Source organism: Paenibacillus oryzisoli (genome assembly GCF_001653565.1).
In the GTDB taxonomy this organism is placed as follows: domain Bacteria; phylum Bacillota; class Bacilli; order Paenibacillales; family NBRC-103111; genus Paenibacillus_E; species Paenibacillus_E oryzisoli.
The window spans coordinates 31,439-49,924 of sequence record NZ_LYPB01000060.1 but is presented as its reverse complement, the minus strand read 5'-3'; the positions used below and the strand labels follow the sequence as shown (position 1 = coordinate 49,924).

Annotated in this window: 10 protein-coding genes; 2 read left to right on the top strand and 8 right to left on the bottom strand. The window is 46.1% G+C overall.

The window, feature by feature from the left end; all coding sequences use genetic code 11:
* Positions 1-102: 102 nt before the first annotated feature.
* Complete coding sequence (locus A8708_RS12530; RefSeq protein WP_239696656.1) at positions 103-2,448, bottom strand: helix-turn-helix domain-containing protein; 2,346 nt, start codon at positions 2,446-2,448, stop codon at positions 103-105.
* Positions 2,449-2,893: 445 nt separating this feature from the next.
* Between A8708_RS12530 and A8708_RS12525 the strand changes: the two genes are divergently transcribed.
* A complete protein-coding gene (locus A8708_RS12525) occupies positions 2,894-4,804 on the top strand; it encodes an endonuclease MutS2 (protein WP_068663823.1) in 1,911 nt (636 codons plus the stop codon).
* 156 nt (positions 4,805-4,960) lie between these two features.
* Here the strand turns inward: A8708_RS12525 and A8708_RS12520 are convergent, their stop codons facing one another.
* The 7 genes from A8708_RS12520 to A8708_RS12490 all read right to left on the bottom strand — a co-directional run bounded on the left by A8708_RS12520 (position 4,961) and on the right by A8708_RS12490 (position 16,160).
* Positions 4,961-8,779 carry a hemoblobin-interacting domain-containing protein gene (locus A8708_RS12520; RefSeq protein WP_204787523.1) on the bottom strand — a complete coding sequence of 1,273 codons (3,819 nt, stop codon included), beginning with the start codon at positions 8,777-8,779 and terminating at the stop codon, positions 4,961-4,963.
* A 238-nt stretch (positions 8,780-9,017) separates the two neighbouring features.
* Complete coding sequence (locus A8708_RS12515; protein WP_068663816.1) at positions 9,018-10,184, bottom strand: response regulator; 1,167 nt, start codon at positions 10,182-10,184, stop codon at positions 9,018-9,020.
* Entirely contained in the window at positions 10,181-11,983 is a 1,803-nt protein-coding gene (locus tag A8708_RS12510) for a sensor histidine kinase (RefSeq protein WP_068663811.1), read from the bottom strand. Before A8708_RS12510 ends, A8708_RS12515 begins: the two co-directional genes overlap by 4 nt.
* 234 nt (positions 11,984-12,217) lie before the next feature.
* On the bottom strand, positions 12,218-12,475 hold the full coding sequence (locus A8708_RS36445; RefSeq protein ID WP_068663810.1) for a hypothetical protein: 258 nt from the start codon (positions 12,473-12,475) through the stop codon (positions 12,218-12,220).
* A gap of 161 nt (positions 12,476-12,636) precedes the next feature.
* Entirely contained in the window at positions 12,637-14,223 is a 1,587-nt protein-coding gene (locus A8708_RS12500; protein WP_068663809.1) for an extracellular solute-binding protein, read from the bottom strand.
* Between the two features lie 47 nt (positions 14,224-14,270).
* A complete protein-coding gene (locus A8708_RS12495) occupies positions 14,271-15,155 on the bottom strand; it encodes a carbohydrate ABC transporter permease (protein ID WP_068663808.1) in 885 nt (294 codons plus the stop codon).
* A gap of 33 nt (positions 15,156-15,188) precedes the next feature.
* Positions 15,189-16,160, bottom strand: a complete 972-nt coding sequence (locus A8708_RS12490) for an ABC transporter permease (RefSeq protein WP_068663807.1) — start codon at positions 16,158-16,160, stop codon at positions 15,189-15,191.
* A gap of 254 nt (positions 16,161-16,414) precedes the next feature.
* Here A8708_RS12490 and A8708_RS12485 point away from each other — a divergent pair, with 254 nt between their 5' ends.
* The gene (locus A8708_RS12485; protein ID WP_068663806.1) at positions 16,415-18,409 is read left to right on the top strand and encodes a beta-galactosidase; all 1,995 of its coding nucleotides are present in this window, start codon (positions 16,415-16,417) and stop codon (positions 18,407-18,409) included.
* Positions 18,410-18,486 lie beyond the last annotated feature (77 nt).

Sequence of the window (18,486 nt, the reverse complement as noted above, 5' to 3'; positions counted from 1 at the left end):
GTAGCCCTATTGTAGTAAGAGGAGCACTTGCGAACAAGCAGACATTATTGCCATTCCGTGATGAGACGGTTTGCACTTTTTTGGCGGACTCATACTTTATTGTTAAGAAGATCGACTATGCTCACGATAGCGCGTTGGCGTCATGCCTTCTAGTTTTTTGAAAATCCGATTGAAATACGTATGCTGGTATCCCACCTGATCGGCAACATCGTTGATTCGCATTTCCGAATCTCTGAGCAATTCTTTCGCTTTGTCCATGCGCAGCTCCGTCAGGTAATCAATAAAGTTTTTACCAGTCACTTGCTTAAAGGATCTGCTTAGAAAAAATGGATTCGTCCCTGTATGCTCCGCACAATTATCAAGCGAAATATCTTGTCTATAATTATTTTGCAAATATATCATTGCTTGCTCAATCATCCGTTTCACTTGCGCGTCCGAACGACCGGACATTTCCCTCATGAAGGGGCTGAGCACTTTATCCTGAAACCAAGCAAGAATTCTCGTAGACTCTCGAATCTGGGATAGCTGTTCATATAAGTTCGCGCCTTTGAAAAGACGATTCGGATTAATACCGGACACCATGATGGCGTGCTGAACATTCCCAAGCAAATGCAGCATCCCTTGCTGAACTTCAATTTCTTTGGCACCTTTGCATGATAAAACCTCCAGGAAAGACACCAGCAACTCGCTTGCTTCCCCTTCTTTCCCTGTCCGTAAAGCCTGTATGAGCTCCCGCTCCTGTGTAAATGGATATTGCAATTCCATGTCTTCATCTCCTACGTAATTGTCATGCTCCATATCGATAATCTGATTCACATTCTCAAAATAGCGATAGCTAACTGCTTGTTTCGCTCGTTCAAATGCAATCGGAACATCCGAAATTAGCGAAACTGGCCGGCTGATCGCCATGGTCATGCGCATTTTCAAAATACGGTTAATCGACTGTTTCAAATCATCACAAAAAGCTTGAGTGGCATCACTATAGGATTGATTCTCCGGCAGGATAAGAAGAATACCCGCTGTTAAATCGTGAAAGTTAAGTGTGTGTCTCTGTTCAAAATACTGCGCTGCCAGCTCATCAATCATATTCACGGCCGCAAAAGTAACTAGCCCTTCTTCACCTAGTCGAAAGTTCCCCTCCATGCTCGTCATCCCAATTAATTGAACATAGAGGACAACGAATTGTTTCTGCTTCACGTCCCACTGAAAGCGCTCCATCCGATGACGCAGATCATCCTCTGAATACGCATTCAAATAGCCTTGCAGCAGTTGGTGAAGAAAGCTGTCTTTCAGGTGCGGCAGCTGTTCCGTCAGCTTCGTATTCAGTTCTTGACTTTCGTTATGCAGATTCGTCCACTTCGACTCCAATAAGGTGAACTCGTCCCCATGTTCATGGTGAGCCACACTGCCACCTAGCATGACTACAAGCCTTTTGACAGGTAAATAAATGCGCCGTGATGCTAGCCATGCGAGAATAGCTGCAAGCAGCAATACCGCTAGGCTTACTGTGATAATCAGCTTGGAGATGAAGACGACCGGTGATGTGATGCTTGATATCGGCGATGCGGATACATAGGTCCAATCTTCCGCGATTCGCGCCAAGCTACCGTAGGATACTGTATAGGTAGAATCTTCCCACTCCATAAAAAAAGAACCCTTATTGCTTGCTAATGAGGCAATTTTGTCACGAAGAGCGCTTACAAACGGTGATGCACTCGTGTTTCCATTTGCTGAAACGAACAGTTCTCCAGCATTCTGAATCAGAAACGTCTCCCCGCCATCATATGGCGTCAGCGTGTTGAGCATATTGGCCACCTTCTGGTTATCAAAACGGAATACCAGCACTCCGAATGGTTTCAAACTTCCACCAGGGACTTGATGAACCAGCGTTAAATCTTTGTTATCAGGGCGATTCGAATCAAAGGACCATTGCGTCCAGTAGGTCGTATTTTGACCGTGGATGAGCGGATTATATCGGGAAGCTATGGCAGCTGTTCGATCATCTATCTTCATATATTCCGGATTGAACAGCACAGAGCTTGTTCCACCTACGTAAAGTTCAGCATGCTTCACCATCGCATTGGAGCCTTGCATGGCAACCAATGTTCTGGTAATATCCTGCGTCCTTTCGAAATTCCTTACAAAGTCAAAGCCGTCTAGGCTATAGTCAAATTTATTATCGAAGGCCCAATGGGATAACAACAGCTCCAGATTCCCTAACTGGTCATCAATATTTTGCGATCGTTGTTCAATTTGCCGATAATGCAGTTGAAGTAGCTCACTCTCCACTCGCCCACCAGCCATCCAATACACGAGCACCCCCATCAACAGCCCAGGAATACCCGATACGATGAAGATCGTAATTAGACTCTTTTTATAAAAGCGACCTTGTCCACCAATCGTTTTGCTTAAGGTTCTTGCCAGCCCTTCTTTCATTGCTCGGAACATGCTCTCACCAACCGTTCGAAAGTGTAGTTTGGAGCGAAGACTTCACCTTAAAGCGTATCCGGATTGAAAGGGGAATGGAAGTTAATTACCAGTGGAGTTTCATTACTTTTCCGACTTTTATTTTTCTCCCGGAAAGTTTAACTTAAGCTAATTTCTCCCAAGATTTCCAGACTGGACTCACATATGATAAGGGTATACTAGCCGTAGAGTAATACAAAGGAGAGATTCTAATGTCTGAGGTCGTTCTTAACTAGCAATTTCATAGTGCAATCTGTTTTGCTTGGCGTACGCGAGTGAACCGTTCAAATGGACAGGTTTGTTTTGTCGTTCTCTATTGGCAGGTTGCATATTGATGCTGTTAAGAACATCAGTTTCTCCCTAAGCGGACTGGAAACGATTGTTGTTTCCAGTCCGCTTTTTTTTGTACCCAAAAGGAGGCATTCATTTGAACAAGTCCACTTATCAACGTTTGGAATATGACCGCGTGAAACAGCGTTTGGCCGACTTTGCCATGAGTTATTTGGGCCGTGCCCACATTGCCAATATGGAACCAACTATCGAGATGGTCCTTGTCACGACACTACTTCAAGAAACCGAAGAAGCGGTTAGTGTCATAGCCCATGGTGCCAGTGTGCCCGTCCCATCCCTTGAAGGCATTGAGCCGCTTATAGGCACTTTCGGGAAAGGATTTATTTTTACGCCACAAGACTTTATGCACTTCGCCAGATTCATCGAAAGTACACAGCAACTTAAGAACTTTATGATAAAGAAGGAATCCTTCGCCCCGCGCATCGCCTCATATGCGCTATCCCTTTACGACCAGCGAGAACTGTTAGCCGAAATCCGGCGCTGTATCCGCAATGGTCAAGTCGATAATGAGGCGAGCGCCGCCTTGTCTCGCATCCGTAAGAAGATGAACATCCTTGACGACCGCATTCGCAAGAAACTCGACACGGCTTTGTCCAAATACCGCAGCTATTTACAAGAAAGCGTCGTCTCGACGAGAAGTGGCCGGTACGTGTTGTCCGTGAAGAAGGAATACCGCAAACAAGTTGGCGGTGCCGTGCTGGACGAGTCAGCGAGCGGTCAGACTGTATTCGTTGAGCCGACTGATATCGCTGACCTGTATGTCGAACTGATGCATCTGCAGTCCGAGGAAGCCGCGGAGGAAACAAGGGTCCTAAGCGATCTCACGGATCTGGTTGAGAGCAATAAGTATGAAATCTCTATCAATTTGGAAACGATCGGTCATTACGACTTTATGTTCGCAAAGGCCAAATACGCCAAAATACTTGACGGTCGAACGGTCGCATTAAACGATCGCGGTCGGATCTCCATCCTGGGAGGCCGTCATCCGCTGCTCGGCAGGCATTCCGTGCCACTTGATATCCGCATCGGTGACAATTACCGCTCACTTGTTATTACAGGGCCTAATACAGGAGGCAAAACCGTTTCGCTGAAAACAGTCGGTCTGCTGACACTTATGGTGCAGTCGGGATTGCTCGTTCCAGTAGGAGAAGGAAGCGAATTTGCTGTATACAGATCCGTTATGGTCGATATCGGAGACGGACAAAGTCTCGAGAATTCGCTCAGTACATTTTCCTCGCATGTCAAGAATGTGATTGGCATTCTCAAGGAAGCCGGACTATCGTCGCTGGTGCTTCTCGACGAGCTTGCCTCAGGAACCGACCCCGGAGAAGGCATCGGCCTATCCATTGCAGTGCTGGAGGAACTGTACCAACGCGGGGCAACGGTCATGGCTACGACTCATTTTAACGAGATCAAGAAATTTGCTCACGCTGCGCGCGGCTTCGAGAATGCGCGTATGGAGTTTGATAGCGAAACGCTTGAGCCCCTTTACAAGCTAACAATTGGTCAAGCGGGCTCCTCTTATGCTTTCTATATCGCGCAAAAGCTCGGAATGCCTCTTGCGCTCATCGAGAGATCAAAGCAAATCACATACGAGGCGACGCAACGATCGTCCGAAGCACCTGCAATATCTACAACGGTTACAGAAGAAATTCCTGTAAAAGTCACATTGAAAGAAAAAGGGGAGCGAGCGCCGATACCGATATTCGCGATTGGCGACTGCGTATGGGTGCACGCGCTGCGCCGCACAGGCATTATTTGCAGCGAGCCGGACCATCGCGGAAATATTACAGTGCAAATCCAGAAAGAGAAAGTGCTCATTAACCGCAAGAGATTGTCTCTCTATATCGAGCGCAGCAAGCTATACCCGGAAGGAGACTACGATATGGACATCGTGTTCGAATCGGCAGACACGCGAAAGAAGCGAAAGATGATGAGCAAACGTCATGTTGAAGGGCTAACGATTGAGTATAAGGAGAATCCATAAATACCCGGATCTGCTTGTCAGCAGTAATGAATAAATTGAACGTTTGGCTGACGGTAATCCATAAAGCCCGAAGATACTTTCCCTCGGGCTCTTGTAATTTTGTCTTTATTATTGCTAACCGTTATGACTTTATTAGGTTCCTTCATACTTTGCCCACTATTTGCTCTTCTGTGCGCCAACTTTCAAGAGAACTGTTACTGCCTCTGCTCTCGTCGCATGATCTTTCGGGGCGAATAGGTTATCACCTTTTCCCAGCATGATCCCGGATTGTAACACGAAAGCTGCACTGCCCTTTGCCCATACGGCAATATGGTTATCATCCGCAAAGCCCGTTCCAGAATCTGTCTCGGCAACTTTGCCCAGAGCTTCTGCAATCACTACCGCCATCTCGGCTCGCGTAATTTCTGCGTTGAGTTGGAAGCTGCCGTCTTCATAGCCATGCAAGATCCCCTCACGCACTGCGAGTGCGATGGCTTGTTGCGCCCAAGCGCCAATCTCTCCACGATCTGTAAAATTCAGCTTGCCGCCTACTCCCTGCAGCTTCAATGTATTCATCAGCATGACTGCAAACTCCGCACGCGTCACAGTATGATTCGGTTTAAACGTACCGTCAGGGTAACCCGTGACTAGACCGCCTTTCACCGCTTGCAGGATACCTGACTCAGCCCAATGCCCCACTATATCACTAAAATTCAGGTTAACTACCTCTGGGTCAACTGCAAATACCGCATATTTCGTAAAATGATTCACATCTACGGTGATCTGATCCCCGCTTACTTTTCCACCGGGAACTTCTACCCATATCTTGTTCGTTTCGTCAAAATAGAAAACCGCAGCTCTTTGGTCACTTGCTATACTGGCCGGATCAAATGCAAACATCAGCGTAATCGGTTTGCTGAAGTTCTCGGTGAAGTTCTTCAAAATTTCAAATATAGGGCTTGCTAGCGAATCCTTATCCTTAATTAATTCCTGTGTATCCAACACTTTATCAATGGTCACCTTGAGTTCTTGGGATGAAGCATCCGCCGGAATCGAGATCGTAACTTCCTTGTTCAAACTAACTTCGCCTGTTTTACCAACTGGCAATGTCAAATTGCCATCTGTGGAGGTAATCACTGTAGTAATTGATGACGTCGGCGGTGAAATTGGACCGCTTCCACCAGGCGCACTTGGCACACTTGGCGCGCTTGGCTCGGCCCGTTTCACAGTAAGCACATAGGAATGTGAACTTCCATCTTGTGCATATACATCGATGAAGATTGGATTCTGTCCAACATTCAAATTAGAAATCGTGTACACGTACACATTACCGGTGACAGAACTAGTCGTGTAAGTTACACCAGTAACCGATAGAGTTTGCTTAGGATTCGCTTTGATTAAAGTCAAATTGAAACCTGTAACGCTGTTGGCTACATCCATTTGATAAGAAAACTCCGAAGGATTGAATGTCAATGCACTTTGATCAACTACCATATTAGATAGCGATGCATCGGTGCTGATCACTTCTCCTGTACCTGCGCGAATATCCTGTGTAACGATGGCATCGTCATAATTAGGTGCAATGACGGTGATAATATGGGTTCCTAATGACAAAGCGGCTGCTTTAAAAGAAATTTTTCCAGCGTTTATTGCATATTTCGCCACTGGCACCGTCTTCGTTCCATCTTTGACAGCTGTGATCTCATCCCGCCAATTCGCATCATCCGCAAACGTGATGTCAATCGCACTCGCAGCGTAATTATCGGTGTTATCCGCAATTAAATGAGGTGAATGCATCCATGAGACGGGTTGATTAAGGCTTGTATCAAAATAATCAGTTGCCGAAATCGTAATCATATGATCACCATGTGCTAGTACTCCAGCACTAAAAGTGATTTTTCCCGAGTCTACGACGTAGTTATCTGACGGTATGGTTATCACTCCGTCCTTCACCGTCGTAATGGCGCCGCGCCATGCCGGATTATCAGCGAATGTAATAGCGATGTCATGGACAACATCATTTTCTGTCGTGTCAGGCGCTAAAGTCACTGGTTTCAACTGAACCAACTGACTAGCAGTAGCATCTCCGTAATGTTTCGTCGAAACCGTGATGGTATGGTTACCTAGGCTCAGCACACCTGGATTAAACGTTAACTTCCCCGAGCTAACCGTATATACAGCTGACGATATCGTAACTGTGCCATCCTTAACCTCGGTAATTTCATTGCGCCAAGCCGACAAATCCGAAAAGGTAAGTTCAATTGGACTTTCCGTGTTATTGCTCGTGGAGTCAGCGGTCAAGACCGGTGCTGTTAGAAGAAATTTCTGAACACCAGGCTTTCTATTGATCGTAAGGTCTCCCCCTAAGATAAAGGAGCTATTAGCTAGATACGGAATGCCGTTATTCACATATAAGGAATTAGCCATTACCGATCCTTCTGTACTACCCGAAGTACCAACAGATATCCAACTACTTCCGTTCCATTTTTTCACACCTGTATTTCCGTCTGATAATAGGCCTGCCACATAGAGCAAGCCCTCATAAAAATAGAACGAGGTATAACTGATATTACTGGAATCTCTTACTTTAAAAGTACCATTGTCTACTCTAGTCCAACTGCTTCCTTCAAACTTTTTCAATGTGACCCCATAACCCGTGAGCCAATCGACATAGGCCACATAGGGAATGCCCCCATCAAAGGTCAAATACGTGGTCGAATTTCCGCCCGTCGCAAAAGGACCTAAATTCACCCAATTGCCGCTAGCCGTATCAAACTTTTTAAACTCTCCTGAATAACTTGTCATGCCTTGCCATGTGCCGCCTATATTGACGCGATCCGATTTCTCATTGCGATAAGCCACATAAGGGATGTCATTATTAACTGATAACGAGATCTGTGATACCGGATCCTGTGAAAATCCCGCGATCCCCATCATTTCCCAACTATTATTGCCCTCATTAAACTTCATCACGGTAAGTTTGTCGCCATTGGCCCCATCTTTGTATGCCAGATAAGGGATACCGTTTGAAACGGTAATGGACATCTCGAACGCCCTGTCCGTGGAAACAGCTCCAGCGCCTACGAGCTGCCAATGGTTTCCATCGTATTTTTTGACATAGGCTTTAAACCCATTCGTTATATCCGAGTAAGCTGCATAAAGCATATCGCCTGAAACGGCCGTAGATGCATAAAATGCGGTTCCTACTCGCCCATCGGTTCCACCGGAAATCGACTCATCTCCTGCGGGAATCCAACTGCGGCCATCCCATTTTTTCACAAATAATTTATTGCCAGTGTCTTCGATATAAGCCAAATAGGGCATATCCTGTACGAATTTGAGTGACATGTTAAATGATGCCTCTTGGGATATGCCCCTGTTACCTACATACTGCCAATTACCTAGGTCATTCTCATCTAATTGATTAATCTCGATCTCGCTATCAAAAGTAGTGCCCAGAATATCCTTCAAAGCGCCAGCAGCTATTCGAATTTGGTTGTCCAAACCCATTAGCGGTTTTTGAAAGGTAATGACAATCGTACCGCCACCAAAATTGGAAGTTGCATTGCTGATGGAATCTTCTGGCGCTAAAGCTATAAAGTCAGCCTCATCCGTTCTTTTGATTGAAATATGATTCTTCAACTCATCTAGCGTCCCAGCGCTCGTCTCTGTAGAGGAAAATGTAAGCGTAACTGACATATTCCCTTCTCCGACGGATGCAGACCACGAGACATCAAGCAATGGCTCTGGCTCACTCACCATACAAAAATTACCAAACATAGAACCCGAAACAGGAGCAAACTCGCTCGCGCTGCATCTTACACCTTCTACGGATGCACCATTAAGTTGGTACGTTTGAGGCGTCAGCTTTTTAATAACCCATACTTGACTATCGAACGTTGCCCAACCGTATTGGACCATCTTCGTGCCAGTAAACGAACAATTCTCTCCATCGCCTGCACAGTACGTCCATGACGCTGCAGATGCTTGCTTCATATTGGGGTTGATAAGCCATAAAAAGGAAAATAATGCGCACCCTGCTATAATAATTAGAAACTTTAGTAAAAAGTCTTTCTTTAATCTTGCTATCAGTATCATCGTTATACTCCTTTTACAGACAGATTTTAATTTTCAACCGTCGGTACATTAACAACTTCTTCTCCTATCAATCTACTACAGCTCACTAAAAGAATAATGAAAGATTCGGCCAGAAAAAGACAAAAACCGCGCAGCATCAAGGCTTCGCGGTTTTTGTCTTTTTATCAGTAAACGCTCGAACTAACGAGTCATATAGCATAGTTAACTCCTCAGAAGGACGAATCCCAAGCTCTTGATTGAGCAGCCGTACATAATTCGTATACAGTGCGTTCAAACTCTTTTTATCTCCAGTCATCTCACGTATGATCATCAAATGGCGTATCACCGACTCGTCCAGCGGATTGTGCTCATTTAGCTTGAGTAATAACTTTGAAGCGGAACTTGTATCCCCCAACGAAATAAGCGCGGCTACTAATCGTTTGACGAATGCGGCGTACATTTGGGTATAACGTTCTGTTTCGTGAATGGCCCAAACATACGCTTTATCACCGAACAGATCCCCGGTATACAGCCGTTCAGCGCCTAGAGCAATCTCCACTTGGCTGGCATCCATCGTTTGTAGTTCCTCCACTTGCGCTTCGAATTCTACATAATCTATCAGGCAATCACTCAATTCAAGTACATAGCCATCGTTCTCTGAACGTATAACCTCTCGCATACCTAGTGGTTCCAACGATTTGCGAAGTTGATACACTGTCGTGTTCAAATAGTTCTCCGCACCTGCTTGTTCCATACCGCCAAAAATATCAGTAACCAGCTTGGAACGCGGTATACGTCTACCTCGTTGTAGCAGGAGATATGCAAATAGCTCGGCGCATTTTCGCGAGATCCACTTCACGCGGCCTGCTTCATTGCTCACAACTATGTCTCCGAGCGCTGTAATAACGATTCTATCTGTGTGCGGTTCAGGTGCTAACGGAGTCGATGGCGAATGAAAAGCACGCCAGTTCACAATCGCACGATGGACTGCCCTCTGCAGCCTCTCTTGGGAAACCGGCTTGACCAAATAGTCGATAACCGAAAGTTCATACGCTTCTAGGGCGAAATCCTTGTGAGATGTGACGAAAACAAGTTGAACCGGAGAGCCAGAGCTTCCTATCCTTGCGGCGAATTCCATCCCGTTTTCACCTTTCATTGCGATATCGACAAACGCGAGGCCGATATCTGTGTGCGCATGTAAGAAGGCGGCCGCCGACTTCGTATCTGTGAAGGTGCCAACAACATGAACTTCTGGCAACTTGCGTAACATTTTGTTCAAAATCAAATGCATTGTCGTGTCATCGTCTACCAAAATTACTTTCATGCTTCTTCAACTCCCTTCCACTGGTCAATTACGTCCATCCCGCCCCGTGAACTGTATAAAGTAAAGTAGAACGTCGTTCCTACACCGCGCACACTTTCAAACCACAATTTCCCGCCATGAATGGCTACAAATTCGCGAGTAAGCATAAGCCCAAATCGAGAATGCCCTTCACTTTCTTCGGGGTTCGGCACTTTGATGAAGGTATCGTCACGGCGCAGCATGTCCGCTGTCTCTTCATCCATTCCTGCTCCATTATCGCGTATGGTCACAACAATCCTGTCCTTGTCCAAACTAGCTCCGATATCAATCCTTCCACCAATTCCCGTGAACTTAATCGCATTGGAAATCAAGTTTCGGAGAATGAGATCAAGCATCTCTTTGTCCGCACTAACTGTCAGTTTCTCGTCAATGAACTCTCTCATTGCAATTTGCTTCATTCCTGCCTTCGATTCCGCTAGCAACAGTGCTTGACGAACGACTTGCTGTAAATTCCAGCTTAACGGCCGAAACACAACATTCCCTTTCTGGCTCCGATACCAATCGAGCAAATTCTCAACCAGATGGAACGTGTTCTGCACTTGTCCTTGGAGTACTCCGAACAATTCGGCATGCAATTTGTTATCCGCAGCAATCTCTTCACCAAGAAGTTCGGTCAAGCTGACTAGAAGCGCGATTGGATCACGAATGTCATGGGCTACAACCGTAAACATCTTGTCCTTAAACGAATTTAATTCCACAAGCTGGTTCGCGCTCTCACGCAACCTAGTCTCGTTCTCTTTCAACTCCGTGATATCGTTAAACAGGATCATTTTCCCGATAGGTGTGCTTGCATCATAGATGAACGATACGCTGCATTGATAATGCTTATTGCCACCAGCTTGGGATCTGTAGAATGGAAACCGTTCGTTTCCGTTATGTGAGTCAAGAATAAGATGAATCAATTCTGGATTGGCGGAGAGAACTTCCTCGACATGAGCGGGGTAATGTTTGGTCAAAGTGAGTTCAGGTAACACGCCTTCGGCCGCTTTGTTATAACTAACAATTTGATCCTTATAATCAAGTAGGATAACACCATCCCGGATGGTGTCGAACACTTGCGTCAGCGCAAGCGGTGTAAACCGAAGCAGATTGAAACGCAGAATCCCCCACGCGTAGACGATCCCAGAGACCGCGAACCCGAAAGGCGTCAAGTCGACGACCATACCAAACCACAAGGATATGTTGAAAAGCAAGGGCACTGCGGCTCCCATCGTCAGTACGATAATTTGCTTACGCACGATGCGTGAAGACCGCCAATACATCGGTATGAACAGAAAAAATCCACACACTAACATGAAGTAATTATATAGCGTATGTGCTGTATACCAAGGTCCTTTAGCCGTTTTGTATAACGGGAATGAAGATTGATCATTCAAGATATATTGCTCGTAAAATAGATGATGCCACTCATTGGTCAAATGGAGAAAAAAGACGCCTACGGGTATAATGAATAGCGCCAACGCAAGGTGCTTTCGATAACGCGAAACCGTCCCAGAGAATTGGATGACCTGAAAAAGCCAAAGCGTCGTGATGAAAGGAATGCCCACATATTCGATTTGAAGCGAAAGTTTAACTTCATATAAGTTGCGACTAAGCAACTCGAGAGCATATCCAATTGCGTAGCAAGCCGCTCCTAGCATGATCAAAATCATCGTTCTAGCAACGGGTAGATGGCGCTTCTGATAGGATAAAAATGCCACGTAGATCATTAATCCCGCTGCCAGAAAAAGCAGTAAGGACAACCATTGTACTGTGTTCACTGCAGATTCTCTCCTGACTGTGGAACTGCCATGCGGGTCAGTTCGATGTAATCCTTCTTTTCAATATACATGCTTAAAATAAAAAAGCGCAAGACTTGAGGTCCCTGCGCGTTGATGGGTTGTATTATTCGGAGGCGTAAACAGATTCAAGGTAAGCGACTGAAACTTGCTCCGCCTCTCTTTTATACTCAAAATCACCTAACCCTTGACGAAGTTGTTGATAGAGTCTAATGGTCATTTGTAAAGCGTGGTAACAACTCTCTCCCAAAGGATCATAGGATCCTCAACCCTGTGTTCAAGTTCCTGAGCAGTAACAAACTTCAAATCAACGTGAAGTGGCGGTGGTCCATATAAACAAATCAACAAACGCGGTTCACCCACATGTTCGCCCGTAAAGCCAGATAACAAGTTTCCTAGCTTCTCTGCAATTCGAACACGTTGATTCATTACTTCTTCACGGTATACAGCATCGTAGACAACAATTAAATCCAAATCGCTGACGCATCCATTGTATTTGAAATCATGGCCCCCCCTGCAAGTAGTCCAAGAAACCGATGGTCCTGCAGCAGTATCTCTTTATATCAGAAAAAGATAGCATACAACTGTTTTGAGCCCAACAGAAAGAGCACCCTCTCGGGTGCTCGCCATCTACCTTATTTCTTCGCAGCCACATACAAGTCGTTCATTTCCTTCACCAAATCATCCCCGCCAGATTTCTCCCACGTTTCAAATGCGGCTTTCAGAGCTCCCTCGTCACTTTGACCAACGATGAATTTAATGCGCGCGTCGTTGATGATGTTATCCAGCTGTTGACCTTTTTGTGAGTACACCGAGGAGATGAACGGCTCCACAGGATTAGCCACGATGACTGCTTCCGCTTCTTTTTGTATTTTCGTCGTTTGCAGACGAAGCGGCGTTTGCTTCACCTTCAAGCCGCGATCTTCCGGTATGAATGGCAGCATTTGGTTCAAGCCTTCCACTTCGGACTCGAGAATAGCTGTGTCCTTACTCGGTACAAGCGCTTCGCCATCTCTCGTGTAATGCTTACCTTCGATTCCATAACCGGCTAAGGTTTGAAGATCCGGCTCGTTCATTTGATCCAAGAATTTCAGAACTCGCTTCAGTTCTTCCTCTGTTTTCACGCTGGACTTCGAGATCGCTAGAATGCCTGCAAAACCAGAAGTAGGTAAAGCTTTCAAGCCATTTTTACCAGTGACGCCTATCATGTTATCTACATAATGAATGTTAGGATTATCTTTGCCTTCTTTCGCAAGCGCTGCATGAATACGATCATCAATACGCGTTGCCGTATCTGTTACGTCGACAATAACCCCTGCTTGATTGTTAACCACAGGATCGTTCCACTTAGCTGAATCAAAGACCGCGAAATCCTGATTAATCAGCTTCTCATCATAGAGCTTCTTCATAAATTTAAGCGCTTCCATGTATTCGGCCGTTTGATGCTCCGGTATGAGCTTGCCGTCTACGACCCCCCATTTGTTCGGTGCACCGAACCAGAGCTTCATCGTATCAAACCCACTTGCCCATTGCCCTGTCCATTTGACCAAAACCATGCCATACGTGTCATCTTTTCCGTTCTTATCCGGATCTTTCTCCTTAAACGCCTTCAGCATCGCATAGAAATCATCAATCGTTTTCGGTTGCTGCATTCCTACTGCTTCTAGCCAGTCCTTCCGGTAATTAATCCCATTTCGACCCAGCGCACGCCCACGATAAATGCCGTAATTTTTCCCATCGATAGATGAGTTGTTCATAATGACTTGGTTGGCTTTGCTTAAGTTCGGGTAATCCTTCAGATATTTCCCAATTTCCCAGAATGCGCCTGATTTAGCCGCGTTAACGAAGCTTGGGTTTTTCACATCACCCACATAAATGATCTGCGGAAGTTTGCCAGAAGCCAAAGTAATATTGAATTTATCTGTGTAGGAAGCGTTTGGTACCCACTCCAAATGAATATTTGTGTTGGTTTTCTTCTCAATTTCAGTCGTAACAGGGCCATCATCTTTCGGAAAATTCGTTTTGAAGATCGGCAGCATGATGCTTAGTTCCAGTGGGGCTAGATTTTCTGGTGCCTTAGTCTGTGTAGCTGCTTGTGTGGTTGAGGCGGATGTTGCTGGTGTCGCTGAACCCTCTTTGTCACTGGAGCAACCGACCATAGTTGTTACGACAGCTGTACCTACCGTTGCTACAGTAACCCATTTTTTCGCATTTTTCTTCATATAAACATGCCTCCTCTAAGGTTTGGACTTGCCTCTATCGTAATCCGTTACCCCTTGACCGAGCCGATCAAGACCCCTTTGGCAAAATGTTTTTGCAGGAACGGATAGACAAGCAAAATAGGAATGGTACCCACAACGATAACAGCCATCTTGATCGACTGCTCGGGCGGTTTCACGAAATTCGGATCCATGGAATTAATATCGCCAGCTGCAGCTTGCGACAGCAAAACAATCTGTCTGAGCATGACCTGAAGAGGCCATTTGGCTGGATCGTTGATGTACAGTAAAGCAGAGAAGAAGTTATTCCAATGACCAACTGCATAAAATAACGTGAACGTTGCCAATACAGGCATGGATAAGGGCAGCACGATCCGCCACAGAAGACCAATCTCCGTACAGCCATCGATCTTCGCTGCTTCTTCTAATTCGGGTGGGATTTCTTGAAAAAAGTTTTTGACTATAATCAAGTTAAAGGCGCTAATCGCCCCAGGAATCATCAATGCCCAGTAGGTATCCAACATGTGCAGCTCACGCACAACCAGAAAGGTCGGAATTAATCCACCACCGAACAGCATGGAGAAAATAATCAGATTGAGTACTGTATTACGTCCCATTAAACTCCTCTTCGATAGGGCATATGCCATCGTAACGGTGAAGAACAAGTTCACGATGGTCCCCACAACCATCACATAAAGCGATACCCCGATACTTTTCACAATTGTACTTGTCGAGAAAATAAACCGGTACGACGCTAAGGTGAATTGCTCAGGTATCAAGAATACGGCACGTTGGGTCAGCTCTGCATCCGAAGCAAACGATCCTGCTATGACATAGAGAAATGGCAAAATGGCTACGATACCAATAATACCTAGAACCACATAATTGCTTACATCGAAGATGGTTCCGGGAACACTCTTATACTGTTTGGCCAAAACCCGTCTCCTCCTTTACTCTCAATATTCGTATTAATAAATGCCGGATTGTCCGAATCTCTTCGCTGTCCAGTTCGCGCCAAGTACCAGAATGACGCCAATGACCGCTTTAAACAAACCAACTGCTGTACTATAACTAAATGCGCCTTGTGTGATCCCCATCATATAGACATAAGTATCAAATACTTCCGCTACTTCCCTGTTCAATGGATTCAGCATGAGGAAAATTTGCTCAAAGCCGTTATCCAATACATCCCCCATTCGCAAGATGAGCAGAATTACGATTGTGCTGCGAATCGATGGCAGCGTAATGTGCCACAGCTGCCGGAAGCGGTTAGCGCCATCCACAATGGAGGCTTCATATTGTTCCACATCGACCCCAGCAAGCGCGGCAAGGAAGATAATCGTGCCAAACCCGCATTCCTTCCACATCGTTTGCATAATAATCATGGGCCGAAACCATTCGGGACTCGCTAAGAAGTCAATTTTATGACCCACATATTTCTCCAAAAGCTCGTTAACCAACCCTCCTTGCGTCGTTAAGAAGACATAAGTCAAGGAAGCTACAATGACTAAAGATATGAAATGCGGCACATAAATTAACGTCTGGATAGTTCGTTTATACATATTGACCCTGACTTCATTTAATAAGAGCGCCAGCACAATCGGTGCCGGGAAGTAAAAGACCAAATTATATAACGAAAGCAACAATGTATTGCGAAGGAGCATGACAAACTCTGGATTCTGAAAAAAAACACGAAAATGCTCCAAGCCAACCCAGTCACTCTTCCAAAAGCCTAGAAAAGGCTGATAATTCTTAAAGGCAAGCAATACACCCCACATGGGTACATATTTAAAAATAATGAAATACAATAAGCCCGGTGTTAACAATGCGTAGATCCATTTATCTTTGCGCAACCTCGCCCACACCTGTGACCTGCGAAGCCCTTGTGCCTCGCTCACCTGAATCAGCTCTCTGTTGTTAGGAGCAGCCCCCTGCTTCATCCTTTTCACCTCCATGTCATGATCGCCTCGAGAGCGTTTGTAGCCTTAGTATGCATCCCCAGTGATTTACCGCCAATCAGACATTCTTGTAAGCCCTTCCAAGTCACTGAAATTGTGTTGCAGCAAGAAAGTGCAAACCGAGCAAAACAGTCGACACTTCCTTTTTTACCCAGCAAGAATGTGTTATTGCCCCTGATTACAATAGCATTTATAGTAGAAACTAACTTTCTGATAAAAAAGGATGGATGATGATAATGGGTAAAAAGTTATATCATGGAGCAGCTTGGTATCCTGAGCTTTGGGATCAATCCGTCATTGAACAAGATATCGTTCTTATGAAGCAAGCAGGCATAAATGTTGTGCGAATAGGCGAATTTGCCTGGTCGAATATGGAGCCAACAGAGGGAAATATTGACCTTGGATTTTTTGTGCGAATGGTTAACCTCTTGCATGAAAATGGGATAGAAACCGTTATGTGTACGCCGACACCTACACCGCCCATTTGGTTCACACATGGCCATCCCGAACGGATGTATGTGAATGAGCAGCTTCAAGTGATGGGCCATGGCTCCCGTCAGCATGCTTGTACGAATCATCCCTATTTTCGTGAAAAAGCGGCTATCATCACGGAGCACATCGCAAGAGCTATTGGTCATTTACCTGGCCTGATCGGTTGGCAGATCGACAATGAATTCAAAGCGCATGTCTCTGAATGTATGTGTGGCACCTGCCTCGCGCAGTGGCATACTTGGTTAGCAGAACGCTACGGAACTATTGAAGAGCTCAATGATGCTTGGAGCGCCCAAATTTGGAGCGAGAACTATCACAGCTTCGAACAAGTGCCGCAACCGGGTCCTGTACCGTTCTTGCACAACTCTTCCCTTAGTACGATGTACCAACTATTCTCCATGGAGAAAATCGCTCAGTTCTCAGACGAACAGGCGGCGATTATCCGCCAATTCTCCGACGCGCCGATCACGCACAATAGCAGCGTAGCTTTCAGCGTTGATAATGAGCGTTTATTCCGCGAGCTGGATTTTGCGTCATTCGATACGTATGCGACTTACGATCATCCAGCGAATTACTTACTAAATAATGATCTGTGGCGAAACTTTAAGCGCGGCCGCGATTACTGGATCATGGAAACAAGTCCCTCCCATGCAGCTTCACTTGCAAGCTACGCCAAGCCGCATCCCAACGGTTATCTCAAAGCCGAAGCAGTAGCCGCTTATGCCTTGGGAGCAGAAGCTTTCTGTTATTGGCTTTGGAGGCAGCAACGAGCAGGCTGCGAACAGCCGCACGGTTCTGTGATCAGTACGTGGGGAAAGCCTACAGTTGGTTTCCCGAATGTGTTAGAAGTCGAGCAAGCAAGACAAGAGATCGAAGCCACTATCTTAGCAACTCGCCCGACGCAGGCCGAGGTTGCCATGACCTATTCGGATCGTTCCAAAACATTTCTGAAAACTGAACCCCATCAGAAGCTGAATCATCGGGGTCTTGTAACCAGTTTCTACGAGCGGATTCTCCATCTAGGCATCCATCGGGATCTCATTCCAGAAGGTGCCGAGCTGGATGGGTACAAGCTTCTGTTTACGCCATTCCTCCCTTATATCTCCGAGGATTTGATGACACGTGCTGCTGCTTTCGTTGCTGAAGGAGGAGTATGGGTCGTTGGCCCGCTTTCTGGTGGTCGCACGGAAGAGCATACGATGCATACGCATGCGGCACTCGGAGATTTGGAGCACCTCGCGGGTGTGGAAACAGTCTACACCTTCCCTATGGACGGCACTGGCTCGATCGGCAACGCCTTTGAGGTTGCTGCTCCGCTTTCACTATGGAGCTCCGTCTTCGAGCCGAAGGAGGCTATTGCGATTGGCACCATCGAATCGGGGATGACACCGGGTCTAGCCTTCCTGACCGAACGATCTTATGGCAAAGGGAAGATCGTTATGCTCGGCTCCATGCCGACGGGGGATGCTGGCGAGCAATTGTTGAATAAACTTATCCTGCGGTATGCGGATGATGCCCGTGTGCACTTGCGTACTGATGTAACAGCAGGAACGATTGTTGCACCGCGACATGGCGATGGCTGCGAGGTATGGGTCGTGGTAAACATGGACGGCGCAGGCGGCCGAGTGACACTTCCACGTGAGGGTGTAGATCCCATCACGGGAACGATCTATCCTGAGGGCCCGCTCACACTTGACCGTTATGAACATAAAGTAATTCAATTCACAGCTGCCAAGTAAAACCATCGCATCTAAGCCGTTAGCCATGCAAATTGGATTCCTCCCCTGGGTATAAGCACTGACAAGCAGCGTACACC

Excerpts from the sequence above, each read along its gene's own strand:
- A8708_RS12530 (WP_239696656.1), bottom strand. The coding sequence starts at position 2,448 with ATGTTCCGAGCAATGAAAGAAGGGCTGGCAAGAACCTTAAGCAAAACG.
- A8708_RS12520 (WP_204787523.1), bottom strand. The coding sequence starts at position 8,779 with ATGAAGCAAGCATCTGCAGCGTCATGGACGTACTGTGCAGGCGATGGA.
- A8708_RS12515 (WP_068663816.1), bottom strand. The coding sequence starts at position 10,184 with ATGAAAGTAATTTTGGTAGACGATGACACGACAATGCATTTGATTTTG.
- A8708_RS12500 (WP_068663809.1), bottom strand. The coding sequence starts at position 14,223 with ATGAAGAAAAATGCGAAAAAATGGGTTACTGTAGCAACGGTAGGTACA.
- A8708_RS12490 (WP_068663807.1), bottom strand. The coding sequence starts at position 16,160 with ATGAAGCAGGGGGCTGCTCCTAACAACAGAGAGCTGATTCAGGTGAGC.
- A8708_RS12485 (WP_068663806.1), top strand. The coding sequence starts at position 16,415 with ATGGGTAAAAAGTTATATCATGGAGCAGCTTGGTATCCTGAGCTTTGG.